This window comes from Natrinema caseinilyticum (assembly GCF_024227435.1).
GTDB classification, from domain to species: Archaea; Halobacteriota; Halobacteria; order Halobacteriales; family Natrialbaceae; genus Natrinema; species Natrinema caseinilyticum.
The window spans coordinates 1,883,660-1,900,662 of record NZ_CP100445.1 but is presented as its reverse complement, the minus strand read 5'-3'; the positions used below and the strand labels follow the sequence as shown (position 1 = coordinate 1,900,662).

12 protein-coding genes are annotated in these 17,003 nt (G+C 64.8%); 8 read left to right on the top strand and 4 right to left on the bottom strand.

Going from position 1 to position 17,003, the window contains the following annotated elements; genetic code table 11:
- Positions 1-105 precede the first annotated feature (105 nt).
- The 5 genes from NJT13_RS09295 (at position 106) to NJT13_RS09275 (ending at position 5,280) form a co-directional block, all read left to right on the top strand.
- Complete coding sequence (locus NJT13_RS09295) at positions 106-1,785, top strand: asparagine synthase-related protein (protein ID WP_254525276.1); 1,680 nt, start codon at positions 106-108, stop codon at positions 1,783-1,785.
- A gap of 61 nt (positions 1,786-1,846) precedes the next feature.
- Positions 1,847-2,920 (top strand): enolase-like domain-containing protein, encoded by a 1,074-nt coding sequence (locus tag NJT13_RS09290; RefSeq protein WP_254525275.1) that lies wholly within the window; start codon positions 1,847-1,849, stop codon positions 2,918-2,920.
- 518 nt (positions 2,921-3,438) lie between these two features.
- Positions 3,439-3,813 carry a translation initiation factor IF-5A gene (locus NJT13_RS09285; protein ID WP_254525274.1) on the top strand — a complete coding sequence of 125 codons (375 nt, stop codon included), beginning with the start codon at positions 3,439-3,441 and terminating at the stop codon, positions 3,811-3,813.
- The gene (speB, locus tag NJT13_RS09280; protein WP_254525273.1) at positions 3,813-4,700 is read left to right on the top strand and encodes an agmatinase; all 888 of its coding nucleotides are present in this window, start codon (positions 3,813-3,815) and stop codon (positions 4,698-4,700) included. The genes NJT13_RS09285 and speB overlap by 1 nt, the downstream gene beginning before the upstream one ends.
- 46 nt (positions 4,701-4,746) lie before the next feature.
- Positions 4,747-5,280, top strand: a complete 534-nt coding sequence (locus NJT13_RS09275; RefSeq protein WP_254525272.1) for an 8-oxo-dGTP diphosphatase — start codon at positions 4,747-4,749, stop codon at positions 5,278-5,280.
- Positions 5,281-5,297: 17 nt separating this feature from the next.
- Here NJT13_RS09275 and NJT13_RS23670 read toward each other — a convergent pair whose 3' ends face one another.
- Entirely contained in the window at positions 5,298-5,744 is a 447-nt protein-coding gene (locus tag NJT13_RS23670) for a PIN domain-containing protein (protein WP_484549613.1), read from the bottom strand.
- A gap of 201 nt (positions 5,745-5,945) precedes the next feature.
- Positions 5,946-6,920, bottom strand: a complete 975-nt coding sequence (locus NJT13_RS09265) for a quinone oxidoreductase family protein (protein ID WP_254525271.1) — start codon at positions 6,918-6,920, stop codon at positions 5,946-5,948.
- A 183-nt stretch (positions 6,921-7,103) separates the two neighbouring features.
- Here NJT13_RS09265 and NJT13_RS09260 point away from each other — a divergent pair, with 183 nt between their 5' ends.
- The 3 genes from NJT13_RS09260 (at position 7,104) to gltB (ending at position 14,184) form a co-directional block, all read left to right on the top strand.
- Entirely contained in the window at positions 7,104-7,493 is a 390-nt protein-coding gene (locus NJT13_RS09260; RefSeq protein ID WP_254525270.1) for a DUF7994 family protein, read from the top strand.
- Between the two features lie 87 nt (positions 7,494-7,580).
- Positions 7,581-9,062 carry a proline--tRNA ligase gene (gene proS, locus NJT13_RS09255; RefSeq protein ID WP_254525269.1) on the top strand — a complete coding sequence of 494 codons (1,482 nt, stop codon included), beginning with the start codon at positions 7,581-7,583 and terminating at the stop codon, positions 9,060-9,062.
- Positions 9,063-9,534: 472 nt separating this feature from the next.
- The gene (gene gltB, locus NJT13_RS09250) at positions 9,535-14,184 is read left to right on the top strand and encodes a glutamate synthase large subunit (RefSeq protein WP_254525268.1); all 4,650 of its coding nucleotides are present in this window, start codon (positions 9,535-9,537) and stop codon (positions 14,182-14,184) included.
- 545 nt (positions 14,185-14,729) lie between these two features.
- Here the strand turns inward: gltB and NJT13_RS09245 are convergent.
- Complete coding sequence (locus NJT13_RS09245; protein ID WP_254525432.1) at positions 14,730-15,281, bottom strand: peroxidase-related enzyme; 552 nt, start codon at positions 15,279-15,281, stop codon at positions 14,730-14,732.
- Between the two features lie 706 nt (positions 15,282-15,987).
- On the bottom strand, positions 15,988-16,992 hold the full coding sequence (locus NJT13_RS09240; protein ID WP_254525267.1) for an RAD55 family ATPase: 1,005 nt from the start codon (positions 16,990-16,992) through the stop codon (positions 15,988-15,990).
- Between the last annotated feature and the right edge of the window lie 11 nt (positions 16,993-17,003).

The window sequence follows — 17,003 nt, the reverse complement described above, 5'->3', positions numbered from 1 at the left end:
GGGATCCAAACGCCGCGTCGAGGTGCAGTTCATCGCTCCCTGAATGTTCTCTCGAGCGGAGTATCCCTCTCATAACAATAGCCCGACGGCCGGTCGGACCGGATAATGGCGACAGTACTGCTCGCGAACCCGAACGCGGCGGTCGTTTCGGGGGACGAACGACGGTGGATCGTGTGCGGGACGCACGCACTCGAGCTTCGAACGGAAATCGAACGCGGTGCGGACTTCGCGGCCGTCAGAGACCTCCACGCGTCGTTGCCCGGCGAGGGCACGATAATTCGTCTCTCGGAACGCGAGGACGAGCCCACGATTCGAGCACATCGCGGAATTACGTCGGCCTACGAAGTGTTCTACTGTCTGGACTCGAGCGGCGAACCCGTCGTGACCGACCTCTTTCGAAACGCTCTCGCCCGCCTCGAACCCGCCGACCGGCGGGTGCCCGACCGCGCGAAGGCGGCGCACCTCCTCTTTCGGACGGTGCCGATGGAGACCTACGTCGAGCGAATCCACCGGCTCGGTCACGGCGAAACGCTCACGTGGTCGCCGGGGGAGACGACGCCGCGAACCGAACTGACCGAGACGCTCGAGCCAGAACCCGGCCTGTCGCCCGCGACGGCCCACGAACGGCTGGACGCCGTCCTGTCGGCGATCTGTGCACCCGTCGCGGACGAGGCGTCGCTCATGCTCTCCGGCGGCGTCGACTCGACCGTCCTCGAGCCCTACTTGACGAACCCGACCGAGAGCGTGACCGGGTCGTTCGACACGCCCGAACTGGAACGCGAACGCGAGTACGCCGACCGCGCGAACGAGCTCGTCGGGACCGATCGGACGGTCGTCGAGATGGCCGAGTCCGAGTACCTCGACCGGCTCGAGGCGGCCGTCGACTCCCTCGGACTGCCGCCGCACCAGCTCCAGACGCCGACGTTCGACGGTGTGTTCCGCGAGTACGACGGCGGTGCCACGCTGGTCAGCGGTCAGGTCGCCGACGGCGTCTTCGGACTCGGCGGCCAGCTCGAGATGGCTCGAACGGTGTGGCGAACGCGTCACCTCCGATACGTTCCGCCGATGGTCGAAAAACTGCGCCGACACCGGTCCGTGCTCGAGCGCCTGCGGCGACAGCCGTCCGATCCGGACGGCCAGGCGCTCCGGTTCGCGATCGGGACGAACGTACCGTTGGCCGTCGATGCGCTGGGGAAGCGCCGATACGACCGGCGACAGCGCGAGCGCTACGAGTACACGATGGCCCGCGTCCCGGAGCCGACGGGCGACAGCTACGCCCGCCACGTGCACGTCGGCCAGTGGGTCGACTTCTTCTGCGAGGACACGGACACCATCTGGCGACAGGCCGGGCTCGCTCGCGGCTCCGAGATGTACACGCCGTTCGCCGGCAAGGCGGTCGCCGAACTCGCGCTCGGCCTGCCCTCGCCGGAGCGGTACGTCCGTGGTGGCGAGCCGAAACACGTCCCGAAGACGCTCCTCGGCGAGTGGTATCCCGACTACGACCGGCGCAAGCCGAAGGGCAACGGAAACTTTCCGGCCGACCGATTCCACGCCTCGGGACCGCTCGAGACGATCTTCGATCGGTACGAGGTACCGGACTTCGCGCCGGACGTGGCGGGCAGGATCGTCGATCGCTCCCCCGGACTCGCCTGGAACCTGGCCGGATACGCCATCTGGCGCGACCGCGTCCTGCGATCGGCCGACGTAGCGCCCGCGCCACACAGCCGGACCGTATCGGTGGCCTCGAGCGCGAGCGCGCTGCGGTCCGACGCCGAGACGGTCTGAAGTCGACGGATACCCGGTTCGCGGCACGAGCCTCTTTCCGTGCCCGATCCGAAGGAGGCGTATGGACTACGACCGCATCGCCGACCTTCCACTGACGATCGAGTCGGTATCGACCGAACGACGCGAACGCGAGACCTCGAGCGATTTCACCCGCGTCACGACGGAATTCTCGCTCTCGGGGCCGACGTCGGCCGGAGACGAGACGGTTACCGGCCGCGGCGAGGACGTCACCTACGAGACCGCGGATCACGATGCGCTCGCCGAGGCGGGGCTCCCGGCTCTGACCGGCGAATACACCCTGGACTCGTTTTCGACGCGGCTCGCGGACCTCGACCTCTTCCCGGCCGGTGGCCCCGACCGCGAGGTCTTTCGGAACTACCGGCGATGGGGACTCGAGAGCGCGGCGCTCGACCTCGCCTTGCGGACGGCGGAGACGGACCTCGCGGCCGCGCTCGACCGCTCGCTCGAGCCGGTTCGGTTCGTCGCGAGCACCCGCCTGGGGGAGCCGCCGTCGACCGACCGTCTCGAGGCACTGCGAGAACGGGTGCCCGACCTGCAGTTCAAACTCGATCCGACCCCCGAGTGGGACGCCGCTCTCGTCGAGGGGATCGAGCGGACCGTCGGGACCGATGCGGTCCGCATCCTCGATATGAAAGGGCAGTACGAGGGGACCGAGGTCGACGTCCCCCCCGACCCGGACCTCTACGAGCTCGTTCTCGAGTCGTTCCCGAACGCGACCGTCGAGGATCCGGCGCTGACCGACGAGACGCGCCCGCTGTTCGAGGACGCCGACGTTCGCTCCCGCGTCTCCTGGGACGCACCGATTCACGGCCTCGACGACGTCGCGTCGCTCCCGTGGGAACCCGACTGGCTGAACGTCAAACCGTCCCGCTTCGGCTCGCTCGAGTCGCTGTGCGAGACGATCGCGTACTGTGTGGACCACGACGTTCGGCTCTACGGCGGCGGACAGTTCGAACTCGGCGTCGGCCGCGGCCAGATCCAGACGCTCGCGTCCCTGTGGTATCCCGACTCGCCCAACGACGTCGCACCGAGAGCGTACAACGATCCCGCGATTGGAGACGACCTGCCGGCGAGCCCGCTCGAGCCGCCGGCCGAACAGACGGGGTTCCGGTGACGGTCGCCGGTGTAAACGCGGTCCGCTCGAGCCGAAGACGGTCCCGGACCCGGACTCGCACTACCTTCGGGTCCGGTACGAATCGGTGGTGGTCATCGATCACGGCGGTTTTCGACGGTTTCCGGATCTGGCCAGTAGGCCTTTCACACGCTCTCTCAAAGTGAAGAAGTCCGGGTTGGACTGGATGGATGTGAGCGTCTACGGTCCAGCCCGGTCGTGCGTTTTTCACCCGGACGGTTTCGGGTTGCCGTTACACGTACGAAAATATATGGGTTTTCGCGCCCGCTCGACGCCGGTCGTCGGATGACCGCCGAGACCGACCGCGGCGGTTTTCTCGACCGGTTTCCGCGCTGCGACCGTCGATGTTCGTCGTGACCTTCCCGTCCGATCGCGACGGGACGGCCGTTCGATTCCTGCAGTGGTTCCGTTCGGTGGCCGCATCGGCGCTGTACCCACACCGAACGCGCTCGAGCGGCCATTCCAAACGGTTTAAGCACGTCGGTTGATTACCCCGGGACATGGCGAAACAGCAGACCGAAGTTCGCGATCTCCAGGAAGGAAGCTACGTCATGATCGACGACGCAGCGTGCAAGATCAATGCCTACTCGACGGCGAAACCGGGCAAACACGGCAGCGCCAAGGCCCGCGTCGAGGCCGTCGGCGTCTTCGACGGCAAGAAGCGCTCGCTCTCACAGCCCGTCGACGCGAAAATCTGGGTCCCGATCATCGAGCGCAAACAGGGCCAGGTCGTCTCGGTCGACGGCGACGACATGCAGGTCATGGACCTCGAGACGTACGAGACGATCACGATGCGCATCCCCGAGGATGCGGACGTCTCACCCGACGAGAACATCGAATACCTCGAGATGGAAGACCAGCGAAAGATCGTCTGATGTTTCCCGGGGCGACCGACGAACGCGAGGAAACCACTGCGGCGGCCGATGCCGACCGCGGCGGTCACACCGACACGCGAGGGCGAGCGTCCGACCGTGGCGGCGCGAACTTCGTGGTCGTCGGTGCGCCCCTGGACGCCACGACGACCTTTCAACCGGGGACCCGCTTCGGTCCCCAGCGGACCCGTTCTCATGCCGCGCCGTTCGACGATTACGACCACCGGACGGACCAGCGCTTTTCGGAACTCGGCGTCGTCGACCGCGGTGACGTTCGCGCCTGGGACGACGTCGAAGCGTACCTCGAGTACCTGACGAGCGCCCTTCGCGAAGCCGTCTGGGACGACAGCGTGCCGCTCGTGCTCGGGGGTGAACACACCGTCTCCCTCGCAGGCGCGCGAGCGGTCGAACCCGACGTGTTCGTCTGTCTCGATGCCCACCTCGATCTGTACGACGCGTACGACGGCAACCCGCTGTCACACGCCGCCGTTACCAGGCGGATCGTCGAGGACGTGGATTCGGTCGACGAAGCGATCCTGCTCGGCGTTCGAACCGGAAGCGAGGCGGAGTGGGACCGTGCAGCAGCGGACGACGTAACCGTCGTCCCGCCCGAGGACGTCGCGGCGTGGTCTCCCGGCGACAGGCTCGCGGATCGCGACGTCTATCTGAGCGTCGACATCGACGCCGCCGATCCCGGCTACGCACCCGGAACCGGGACGATGGAGCCCTTCGGCCTCGAGCCTCGAGAACTCCGTGACGTCGTACGCGCAGTTGCCCCCGACGCCGACGGCTTCGACGTGGTCGAGGTCAACGACCGCGACGACGGGCAGGCCGCTGCACTCGCGGCGAAACTGGTCAGGGAGTTCGTCTTTTCGCACGCCGACGGCTAATCGGACGAGAGAATGGCTTTTTCTCGTTCCGGTTCAACCGATCGATATGATCGAGGCGACATTGTGTTTCCCGCTCCGAGACCGCCAGAACGGCGGCGGAGACGCCACGGACGACGCGTCCCGTCGCGAGGTACTCCTCATCGAGAAACGCCGCGGGCTGGGCGAGGGATGGTACAACGGACCCGGCGGGAAATGCGAACCCGGGGAGGCCCCACGAGACTGTGCCATCCGCGAAACACGTGAAGAGGTCGGCCTCGAGGTTCGAGACCTCGAGAAGGCGGGCGAACTCACGTTTCTCCTCGACGGCGAAGATCACACGCACTGTCACGTCTACCGAACGGACACGTTTACCGGTGAGCCGACCTCCTCGGAGGAGGCACACCCGGAGTGGGTTCCGGTCGACGAGGTGCCCTACGATCAGATGTGGGAGGACGACCACCTCTGGCTCCCGGGGGTCCTCGAGGGGAAAACGATCGTCGGCGAATTCCGGTTCGAGGGCGGCGAACCGCTCGACGAGGCCGCGTTCGTCGGCCACGACCTCGAGTGGGACGTGCCATCTAACGAAGCGCGGTGGCAGTAACTCTTCGAACCAGTTCTCTACGTTTCGCCGAGGGAATCGAGTGTTTCGAGAATCTTCGCGTACTGGTTCGGCGCGCAGTACCATCCCTCGTCCAGCATCGATTCGAACGTCGTTCGGGCTTCTCGCGCACTGACGTGGCCGTCTCTGACGAGCGACAGCACGAGATACGCCGTGGCGCGAGTCGAGATGTCCTCGGTGCTGGCGACGACTCGACCGTGCCGTTCGTCCATCACGGCGATGGCATCCAGGTTCGCAGCGAGGGCGAGTACCGCCCGATCGACGTCGCTCAGCACGTGATTCGCCTCGAGCCGCTCGAAAACGGAATTCGACGGTGCGTCTCGAACGTCGAACAGGCCGTCATCGATGCGTTTCTGAACCCGTCGCGCGTCGGGATACGCGGCCTGCAGTCCGTCGGTGACGACCTCTTCGTAGACGCGCTGCGGGATCTGCCTTCTCGAGCGCACGATCACGACGCCACGCGTCGAGCCCCTCCGCGAGGAGTTTTCGGACGGCGGTACTCCGATCTAATCGTTCGGACTCGAGATCGTCTTCGAGTTCGTCGGGAACGCGCGCCGAGATAGTGCCCATGCGCAAACATCGTTTGCATTGTAGCCGAGCGCTGCGGGCGTGCTCCGGGTCACTCGGTGGTCCGGCATCCCAGGCGCTTACGGCTCGAGAACGATTTTCCCGGAACTTTTCCGATCCTCGATGTACTGGTGGGCCTCGGCCGCGTCCTCGAGCGCGAACGATTCGCCGAGGATGACCTCGAGGTCGCCGCCTGCGAACCCGTCAGTGAGGTCCGGGATGGCCTTCATGACCCGGTTCGGATCGTGCATCGCGGCCTGTCCGAGGTGGAACCCGGAGACGGTCTTGTTCTCGAAGAGCAGGCGCTGGTTGCTGACCTCGGCGGGAACGCCGCTCGCGACGCCGTAGGTGACCATCCGCCCGAAGTGGGCCATCGCGTCGAGGCTCCGGTCGAAGACGTCGTCGCCGACGCTCTCGAGGACCAGGTCGACGCCCTCGCCGTCGGTCTCCTCGTCGACGACCTCGCGGAAGTCCGTCTCCGTGTAGTTGATGGGGTGGTCACAGCCGAGGTCCGCCGCGAGGTCGAGTTTCTCTTGCGTGCTCGCGGTCCCGAAGACCTCGGCGCCGGCGTTCGACGCCAGCTGGACGGCGGCCGTGCCGACCCCGCCAGCGGCGGCCTGGATCAGCACCGATTCGCCCGCCTCGAGTCCGCCCCACTCGAAGAGGCAGGCGTGAGCGGTGAGAAACTGGACGGGAAAGCCGGCGGCCTCCTCGAAACTCATCGCGTCCGGAATCGGAAAGAGCATTCCGGCGTCGGCGGTGACTGACTCCGCGTAGCCGCCGGTGTTCAGCATCCCGACGACGCGGTCGCCTTCCGCGAGGTCGTCGACTCCCTCGCCGACCGCGTCGACCGTTCCCGCGGCTTCCATGCCGGGGACGTACGGCGGCTCGGGACCGCCCGGGTAGTGGCCGCGGCGCTGCATGATGTCCGCGAAATTGATGCCCGCCGCTTCGATGTCGATGCGGACCTCCCCCGCGTCCGGTTCCGGCGTCTGTACGTCGACCACGGCGAGTTCGTCGCTGTCGCCGTACGCGTCGACTTCGATTGCTTTCATACCGTCCCTTCGTACGGCAGTCGACCGCATAAAACTGTGAGAACCGGACAAAACCGGCTTTTCGTTTACCGTTTACAGCGCAGGCGAACGCATTCCACCAATGGTTAAGTATTGACCACACGAACTTGAAACAATGTCTCTCCGCACACGGAACCGACGCTTTCGATCGACGCCCGGAACCATATGAACGAACGTCGTCACCGCCAACTCAGTGCGGTCGTCGGCGTGTTTTTGCTCCTCGTCGGCGGCTCCGGCATCTTCCTGCTCGGGGCTGACCCCCTCCAAACGCCGGCGTTGCTCGGTCAGACGGGGTTGCTTGGACTGGCCGGACTGTTCGATATCGTCGCGGCGACAGATACGAGACTGACCGATCGCTGGGCGTGGTACCGGTGGAACGGTGCCGGGAACGTCCTTCTCGGGTTGTCGTTTCCGGTCGGGCTCGCCGGAAGCGGTTGGGCCTTTTTCCTCCTGACCAGCGTCGGCGGACTCTCGCTGGTGGTAATGGGTATCGACATGCTCGCATTCCACGGGAGATACACCCGCGGCGAGCGACTCGACCGCAACGGTAGCTGACCGCGACGCTACTGACCCGCGGCGAGTTCGCGAACCGGCGTTCGCCCTTCGCATGGTTTAAGACCGCGCTGCCTGAGAGTCGAATCAATGAGCGACGAGAGTCAGGAGCTCGGGATCACCGAGTCGAAATCGCACAAACCCGGCGAGTGGTACGCCGAGGTCGTCCAGAAAGCCGACCTCGCCGACTACGCCCCGATGGGCGGGTTCATCGTCACGAAACCCCGCGGATACGCGCTCTGGGAGGGGATTCAGGACGCGCTCGACGGCTGGTTCAAGGAAACCGGCGTCGACAACGTCTACTTCCCGCTTTTCATCCCGGAGAGCTTCCTCGAGCGAGAGAAAGACATCGTCGAGGGATTCGACCCCGAGGTCGCGTGGGTGACCCAGGGCGGCCACGATGAACTCGAGGAACGGCTCGCCGTCCGTCCCACGAGCGAGTCGATCATCGCGCCGTTCATGGCCGACTGGACGCGGAGTCACCGCGACCTCCCGCTGCGGCTCAACCAGTGGTGTTCGGTCGTCCGCTGGGAGGCCACGGAGACAAAGCCGTTCTTCCGGACGAAGGAGTTCATGTGGCAGGAGGGCCACACGGCCCACGCCAGCGACGAGGGCGCCTGGGAGGAGGTCTGGACCCGACTCGATCAGTACGAGCGCGTCTACGAAGACGTGCTGGCGATTCCGGTCCTCCGGGGCAAGAAACCCGAACACGACAAGTTCCCCGGCGCGGACACCACGACGACCGTCGAGGCCCTGATGCCCGACGGCAAGTCCGTCCAGGGTGCGACCAGTCACAACCTCGGTCAGAGCTTCGCCGAGGCGTTCGACATCACCTTCGTCGACGAGGACGAGGTCGAACAGACCGCCTACACCACCTCCTGGGGCCTCTCCTGGCGGGCGATCGGCGCGCTCATCATGACCCACTCCGACGATCAGGGACTCGTCCTTCCGCCGACGATCGCGCCGACGCAGGCCGTCGTCGTCCCCATCTGGCAGGAAGACACGAAAGAGGACGTTCTCGAGTACTCGCGGGAAATCGCCGACGACCTCGAGGCGGCCGGGTTCCGCGTCGAACTCGACGACCGTGACGAGCGCAATCCCGGTTTCAAGTTCAACGAACACGAACTCAACGGCGTCCCGCTTCGCCTCGAGATCGGCCCCCACGAGGTCGACGACGAGGAGGTGACGCTAGTTCACCGGCCCGACAACGAAGACACCGTCGAGGGACGCGAGGGAATCGTCGAGGTCGTCGACGACCATCTCGAGGAGATCTACGACAAACTCTACGAGGCGGCCGAGGAGAACTTGAGGGAGAACGTCCGCGAGGCCCACAGCCCGGAGGAGATTCTCGGGACGATCGGGAAACACGGCGGCTACGTGAAGACGCCGTGGTGTGGTGACGAGGCGTGCGAGGAGGCGATCAAGGAAAAGATCGCCGCGGAGATCGTCATGCAACCGCTCACCGACGAGGGTGGCAAGACGGCGGGTGACGTCCTCGAACCCGAGACCGAGGAGTGTGGCGTCTGCGGGGGTTCCGCGGACGAGATCGCGTACTTCGCGAAGTCGTATTAGACCCGATCGGTTCGTCTCGGGCGTCCCGATCCGGACGTCCACCGCCGTCTTTCTCTTCGATGTCGTTTCGCTCCCCTCAAACCCTGAGATTGTACATCAGCACGTGTGTCGCCCTCGATCGAGGACGATCGAACCACCCTGGTCATTTCACCGAAACCTAATTGTTTAACCAGAGATTGCTTACCCGACCACGAGTTACAAATATACGTGGTGTTCACTTTGGTGGGTGAACACTACGTGTCTCTGACAATTCCTCGATATCGGGAAGTCTTTCTTCCCGTGAGGGGGGTTTCGACGACCGGTCTGTTCATCGACTGCAACAGTACGAGAATCCTTGCAGACTGCGAGATCTGACTTACCGCGACAATCAAATTAAGGGATTACACATCGCCTTATATTAGTATATATGTGTTTATAATACGCTTAGTCATAATGGGTTAGCCTCTTATAGTTGATTCGGCTATGCCTGTGTATGCCACAACCACAGATAGCGTCATCCACCGAGCGCTCGACGGGGCTTGCCGACCCCGAGGACGCACGGTCGAACTGCGGCGTCGGCGTCGTCATGGACCTCGATGGGGATGGGGGTCACGACGTCGTCGCCGACGGACTCGACTTGCTCGTCAATCTCGAACATCGCGGGACGACCGGTGCGGAAAAAGACACCGGCGACGGGGCCGGCATCATGCTCCAGATGCCCGATTCGTTCTTTCGAGACGTTCTCGAAGCTGATCTGCCGGACACCTACGCCGTCGGTTCTCTCTTTTTCCCACAGGACGCCGCGACGCGCGACGAACTCGTCTCTCTGATTGAGGATACCTTCGACACGTACGACCTCGACGTCCTCGAGTGGCGAGACGTTCCGACCGACAACGAACATCTCGGGAAGACGGCCGTCGATTCGGAGCCCGACGTCCGACAGGTCGTCGTCACACCCGAAGACGACGTTTCCGGCGACGACTTCGACCGACGGCTCTACGTCGCTCGACGCGCGCTCGAGAACGCCGTCGAGCAACGCGCTCACCGAGCCTCCGGTCGCGACGCTCGCGGAGAGGAGGCCGAACCCGACGGCGCCGACCGCTTCTACGTCTGCTCGCTCGACTCGAAAACGATCGTCTACAAGGGCCTGCTCAAGGGCGAGCAGGTACCGACGTACTATCCGGATCTCACCGACCCCCGAATGGAGTCGACGTTTGCGATGGTTCACGAGCGGTTCTCGACGAATACGCTCGGCGCCTGGCACCTCGCCCACCCGTATCGGAACATCATCCACAACGGCGAGTTCAACACCATCCAGGGCAACATCAACTGGATGCGCGCTCGTGAGACGGACATCGAGAGCGACGTCTTAGAGGACTGCGTGGAACGTGGTTCCACGGAAAGCGAAAGCGGGCAGCGCTCGCGAGCGATCGAGGCGGCCAAGCCGATCATCGACGATCCCGATCAGTCCGATACCGCGAGCGTCGATAACGCGCTCGAACTGCTCATGCAGGACGGTCGCGACCTCGAACACGCCCTGCGGATGCTCGTCCCCGAAGCGTGGCGCGGCGACGACGCGATGGACGACGACCGCAAGGACTGGTACGATTTCCACGCCTCGCTCGTCGAGCCGTGGGACGGTCCCGCGCTCGTCGCGGCGACCGACGGCGAACGCGTCGGTGCCGTCCTCGATCGTAACGGTCTCCGACCCTGCCGGTACGACGTGACGACGGACAACCGACTGATCATGGCGAGCGAGGCCGGCGCGCTCGAGACCGAGCCCGAAAACATCGAAGAGCGCGGCCGCCTCCAGCCCGGCCAGCTGTTCCTCGCGGACCCTGCCGAAGGACGCGTTATCCCCGACGACGAAGTCTTCGAGGACCTGACCGACGACCGATACGGCGACTGGGTCGCCCAGGAACAGGTTCACCTGGACGACATCCGGGCGTCGAACGACCCCACGCCCCAGCGGGAACTCTCGAGTCTTCGCGAGTACCAGGCCGCCTTCGGCTACACGCACGACGAACTCGAGAACATGATCGAGCCGATGACCCAGAAGGGGAAAGACCCCGTCGGCTCGATGGGCGACGACACGCCCCTGTCGGTGCTGACGGAGTTCAACCGGCCGCTCTTCTCGTACTTCAAGCAGCTGTTCGCCCAGGTCACCAACCCGCCGCTCGACTACATCCGCGAGGAACTCGTCACCTCCATGGAGAGCCGACTCGGCTTCCAGCGAAATCTCCTCGACGAATCGCCCGAACACGCCCGCCAACTCGTCCTCGATTCGCCGATTTTGACCGACACCGAACTCGAGTCGATCCGCGATTGTTCGGCGAACGGAATCACCGCGGCGACGGTCGACATCACCTACGAATCCGCGAGCGAGGACCTCGGGACCGACCTCGAGGCGGCGATCGAACGCGTCCGCGAGGACGCCGTCGACGCGATCGAAGCGGGCAACGACGTCATCGTCCTCTCGGATCGGGGGGTCGACGGGGACCGGATCGCGATCCCGAGTCTGCTCGCAACCGGTGCGGTCCACCACCACCTCGTGCGCAACGGACTGCGTAACCACGTCGGCCTCGTCGTCGAGTCCGCCGATCCCCGGACCGTTCACCACTTCGCGACCCTGGTCGGCTACGGCGCTGGTGCGATCAACCCGTACCTGGCGTACCAGACGATCGAAGACATCACCGCCGGCCCCGACGGTGCCGATACTGGGGTCGCCATCGACGCCTACGTGGGCGCGGTCGAAGACGGGCTGTTGAAAATCATGGCCAAGATGGGGATCTCGACGGTCGAGAGCTACCAGGGCGCCCAGATCTTCGAAGCCGTCGGGCTCGATTCCGATCTCGTCGCAAAGTACTTCGAGGGCACCGAGAACCGAACCGGAGGGATCGGTCTCGCCGAAATCGAGGACGACCTTCGCGAGCGCCACGCAACCGGGTTCGGAAGCGACGACGAAGAACCCGACCTCGACCGCCAGGGCGAGTTCGAACACCGATCGAACGGGATCTACCACCAGTGGAACCCCGAGACCGTCGGCGCGATCCAGCAGGCCGTCCGCTCGAACGATTACGAGCGCTATCAGGACTTCGCCGAATTGATCAACGACCAGCAGCAGAACCTCCAGACCCTGCGCGGGCTGCTCGAGTTCGACTCCGATCGCGACCCGATTCCGCTCGAGGAGGTCGAACCGATCAAGGACATCGTGCAGCGCTTTTCGACCGCGGCGATGTCGCTCGGCTCGCTCTCGCCGGAGGCCCACGAGAACAACTCGATCGCGATGAACCGGATCGGCGGCAAATCCAACTCGGGCGAGGGCGGCGAACCGCCGGAGCGGTTCGACACCGAGCGCGAGTGCAACGTCAAACAGGTCGCGTCGGGTCGGTTCGGCGTTACGTCGACGTACCTCTCGAACGCCGACGAACTGCAGATCAAGATGGCCCAGGGTTCGAAGCCCGGTGAGGGCGGTCACCTCCCCGGTTCGAAGGTCAACGAGATGATCGCCCACGTCAGGAAGTCGACCCCCGGTGTGGGCCTCATCTCCCCGCCGCCGCTTCACGACATCTACTCGATCGAGGACCTCAAACAGCTGATCTTCGATCTGAAGGCCGCAAACGAGGACGCGGACATCAACGTCAAACTCGTCTCCGAGGCCGGCATCGGCACGGTCGCCGCCGGCGTCGCGAAGGCCAACGCCGACGTGGTCCACATCTCGGGTCACTCCGGCGGCACGGGTGCCTCGCCGCGTACGTCGATCAAGAGCGCCGGGCTCCCGTGGGAACTCGGCCTCGCCGAAGCCAACCAGATGCTCTGTGCGACGGGTCTTCGCGACCGCATCCGCGTCTCGACCGACGGCGGGATGAAAACCGGCCGCGACGTCGCCGTTGCAGCCCTGCTCGGTGCCGAGGAGTACATCTTCGGCACCGCATCGCTCGTCACCAGCGGCTGCGTGATGGCCCGACAGTGTCACAAGAACACCTGCCCAGTCGGCGTCGCCACGCAGCGCGAGGATCTGCGCAAGCGATTCCCCGGGGAACCCGAACACGTCATCAACTACATGACGTTCATCGCCCAGGAACTGCGCGAGATCATGGCCGAACTCGGCTTCCGAACCGTCGACGAGATGGTCGGTCAGGTCGACGTCCTCGCCCAGCGCGCCGACGTCGACCACCCGAAGGCCCGCAACGTCGACCTCTCGGACGTGCTCGCAGACCCCGGAAACGAGGTCCGCCGGAAGATCCGCGAGCAAGATCACGAACTCGAGGACCAGCTCGATCGGGAGCTCATCGACGCCGCGGCAGACGCCATCGAGAACCAGGACCCGGTCTCGCTCGAGACGCAGGTCACGAACGTCGACCGCACCGTCGGCGCGATGCTCTCGAACCGCATCACCAGCCGGTACGGTGAACCCGGTCTCCCCGACGACACGATCACCGTCGACCTCGAGGGAACCGCCGGCCAGAGCTTCGGTGCGTTCCTCGCGAGCGGCGTCTCGATGCACCTGGATGGCAGCGCGAACGATTACGTCGGCAAGGGTCTCTCGGGCGGCACGCTCACGATCCGGACCCCCGAAACCGCCGCGTACGATCCGACCGAGAACGTCGCGATCGGCAACGTCGCACTGTACGGTGCAACCGACGGGCAACTGTACGTAAACGGCGTCGCCGGCGAACGATTCGCGGTCCGAAACTCCGGCGCCAAGGCCGTCGTCGAGGGCGTCGGCGACCACGGCTGTGAGTACATGACCGGCGGCGTCGTGGCCGTCCTCGGCGACACCGGCAAAAACTTCGCCGCCGGCATGTCCGGCGGCGTCGCGTACGTCTACGACCCCGACCGGGAGTTGGCCGCGAAAGCCAACACCGGCATGGTCTCCCTCCACGACGACCTCGAGGAAAAAGACGAACAGATGCTCCGGCGACTCGTCGAGAACCACGTGGCATACACCGGTTCCGAGCGCGGACAGCACCTCCTCGAGAACTGGGAGCGCTCGCTCGACGCGTTCGTGAAGGTCATGCCCGAGGCCTACCACGAGGCGATCACCGAGCAGGGATCGGACGACGTCCGCAACGAACTGCCCGGTGCGCCCGAGGCCGACCTCGAGACCGGGGCGGCCAACGTCGCGACGAGCGACGACTGACCGAGGGTGGATTCGGATCGGACTGCAGTACAATTTTCGCACCACGTTTCGGACGGATAGTGCTCGTCCCCGACCGGGCGTCACGCGGCGAGACGCCACTCTACCGTGGCTGCAGCCCGACGAACACGGATTGGCTCTGCAACAAGTGTGACACCAGATCGTCTATTCGGTCGTCTTCGATGGCGTCGATAGTAACGGTCGGATCGCCGTTCAGGGATAGATAGTGGCTGTGGTCGGCAAAACAGCGGAATGTCACATGGTTTCAGGAGCTCGATTACCGACCGGGGATACGTTGGCTGACCGGGGTGGAGTTGTCTCGCCGTATCCTCGTGTCGGCTTCCGCTGGCTACCGGGCGGCTACAACCTGGCACGGTCGGTCCCGGTAGCGGAGATAGTCGGGTCGATCTTTGCCGAATTCGTCGATTGATCACCTCCGTTCACGGCCACTACTTTCACCTTGTCTAATTTAATATTTAGCCATTTCTAATAACACGTAAGTCAAAATACATTATCTGCGGTCGGCTTTCACCGACACCCGCAGGCCACTACCGGCCGAGCGTGTGAAACTCGTCGTTCGGCAGCATTTCTGCGAAGGTCGCCATGCGATTGCTCAGGTTGTAGTAGGCGGTGACGGCGCCGATGTCCCAGATAGCCTCTTCGCTGAAACCGGCCTCGCGCAGAGCCTCGAGGTCGGCGGGTTCGACCTCCATCGGCCGCTCGGTGAGTTTGACGGCCACGTCGAGCATCGTCCGGTGGGCATCGTCGATATCGGCCGTCCGGTAGTTCGCGATCAGCTGGTCGGCTAACGTCGGATCGTCGGCGTAGATGCGAACGAGCGCCCCGTGGGCGACGTTGCAGTAGTAACAGTGGTTGACGCCGGAGACGGCGACGACGATCATCTCGATCTCTTCGCGCTCGAGAGCGGTGTCTTCGACGAGCGCGTCGTGGTACTCGAAAAACGCCCGGAAGTGCGAAGGTTTGTACGCGAACGCCGAGAACACGTTCGGCGTGAATCCGGCGCTGTCGGTCTCTTCGACGATTCGATCCTGGAGGTCCGCGGGCAGGTCCTCGAACGCCGGCACGGGAAATTGACCCATCGCGTCGTCGTCCAGTTCGGGATTCGATTCTGGTTCCGAGTCGGAATCTGGTTCGCTCACGATTCCAGTTTCGAAAGCCCCGGTAATAATTCCGCAGGCGAATTTTCAACGACGATCGACGACGGGCGAGACGCTGGGTGACCCGTCGTCATCGAGAGCGGTAGCCCTCGTCGCGGGACCGATCGGACCCGGGAGTCGGATCTCGCTCGTGGACGTGCCGGCGGTTGCTCATGTCGTCGTCCTCGAGTTGCTGGTTCCGGTCGCTCTCACCGCTCGATCGGCCTCGGTTCGACTCACGGGTATCCGTCCAGTCGCCGTGTTCCGATCGTCGTGGCTGGCGGTACTGGGGGCCGCTGCTCGACCGTTCGCGGTCCGACCGACCGGCGAAGCTGTCGGTGTCACCTCGACCTCGTCCACGGTCGTACTGTTGCGTTTCCCCGTTCCCGCCGTGCCGGGTGCCTCCGTACTCGCCTCCCGTTCGCTGGCCGTACTGTCCCCCGCGATTTCGCTGGCTGCCGGACTGATGACCCTCGCTTCGCTGGTGCCGTCCGAATTCGGACTGCCCGTGGCGACGGGATCGCCCGGTCTCGTGGGCACGATCCGAACGAAGAACCGCCGCCGTCGCTGTCGGCGCGGAGGCGGGTTCGGTCTCGAGTGACGGGTCGGGCGGGTCCCCGATGGGCCGTCCTGGCGCCCGTCGGTCCGGCTACTGTGGCTGGTTCGACTGTTGAGAACCGTTTCCGAGATCGTACCGCTGTCGCGCGTCGCCGTTTGGGCCGAACGCGAACAGCCCGCGGGTCGGTTCGTAGTCGTAGGCGACCCACTGGGGCAGGATCTGAGCGCCGATCAGTTTGCGCACTGCGAGCTGTTTGAGCCGGGCGTCCGGCGCGAACTGGTCCGTCAGTCTGAGATCGACGATCCCGTCGAAAACGTACTCTGCCTCCGGATGCTCGTCTTCGTTCGCCGTCGAGGCGGCGGCGACGACCGGGACGAATCGGGCTTTACAGATCGTGGCCCGAATGTCGTTGATCAACTCGTGCATCTGCCGGTCCTGGAGCAGCGACTCGAGTTCGTCCAGCGAGTCCAACGTGACCAGCCCGGTCTCGGTCATCTCGAGGTCGTCGAGTGCGCCGTACAGACTGTTGGTCAGTTCGCGACGGTCGGTGGGATCGCGCACCTCGACGATCGCGTCTTCGGCGGCTTCGCCGACGAACGCCGTCCACTCGTTGCGGCGATCGAGGAACTCGGACCGGTCGTCGAGCCGATGCGTGTAGCAGTCGATGACTCGCAATCGGTCGTTCTCGAGCGCCGGGAGGACGTTCCAGCCGTTCTGATAGAATCGTTCGAGCGTCGCCGTCGGCGGATTGGCAAAGGAGACGACGATGGCGGGTTCGCCCCGCTCGAGCGCTCGCCAGGCGAGTTCGGTCCCGAGTTCGGCGCGTCGGGTTCCCTCGTCGCCCAGCAACAGGAGAAACGAGTCCGCCGGGATGCCGTTCGGGACGAGCGAATCGACGGGTTCGACGCCCGTCGCGATCCGCTTGTAGGCGTGGGGGTCGGTCATGGAGGAATCGGTGGCGGCGGCTTCGCGACAGGCGACCGAACAGTACCGACCCTCGTCGGTCTCCTCGGGTTCGCCGGGAATCGGATAGTGACAGTGGTCACACTCGAGCGGGTACTCGGGAGCGCGCTCTGTCCAGAGCTGTTCTGACATACCGGATCGCG

Coding starts and splice junctions, on each gene's coding strand:
- speB (WP_254525273.1), top strand. CDS start 3,813: ATGTTTCCCGGGGCGACCGACGAACGCGAGGAAACCACTGCGGCGGCC.
- proS (WP_254525269.1), top strand. CDS start 7,581: ATGAGCGACGAGAGTCAGGAGCTCGGGATCACCGAGTCGAAATCGCAC.
- NJT13_RS09275 (WP_254525272.1), top strand. CDS start 4,747: ATGATCGAGGCGACATTGTGTTTCCCGCTCCGAGACCGCCAGAACGGC.
- NJT13_RS09295 (WP_254525276.1), top strand. CDS start 106: ATGGCGACAGTACTGCTCGCGAACCCGAACGCGGCGGTCGTTTCGGGG.
- NJT13_RS09285 (WP_254525274.1), top strand. CDS start 3,439: ATGGCGAAACAGCAGACCGAAGTTCGCGATCTCCAGGAAGGAAGCTAC.
- NJT13_RS09240 (WP_254525267.1), bottom strand. CDS start 16,992: ATGTCAGAACAGCTCTGGACAGAGCGCGCTCCCGAGTACCCGCTCGAG.
- NJT13_RS09260 (WP_254525270.1), top strand. CDS start 7,104: ATGAACGAACGTCGTCACCGCCAACTCAGTGCGGTCGTCGGCGTGTTT.
- NJT13_RS09245 (WP_254525432.1), bottom strand. CDS start 15,281: ATGGGTCAATTTCCCGTGCCGGCGTTCGAGGACCTGCCCGCGGACCTC.
- NJT13_RS09290 (WP_254525275.1), top strand. CDS start 1,847: ATGGACTACGACCGCATCGCCGACCTTCCACTGACGATCGAGTCGGTA.
- NJT13_RS09265 (WP_254525271.1), bottom strand. CDS start 6,920: ATGAAAGCAATCGAAGTCGACGCGTACGGCGACAGCGACGAACTCGCC.
- gltB (WP_254525268.1), top strand. CDS start 9,535: ATGCCACAACCACAGATAGCGTCATCCACCGAGCGCTCGACGGGGCTT.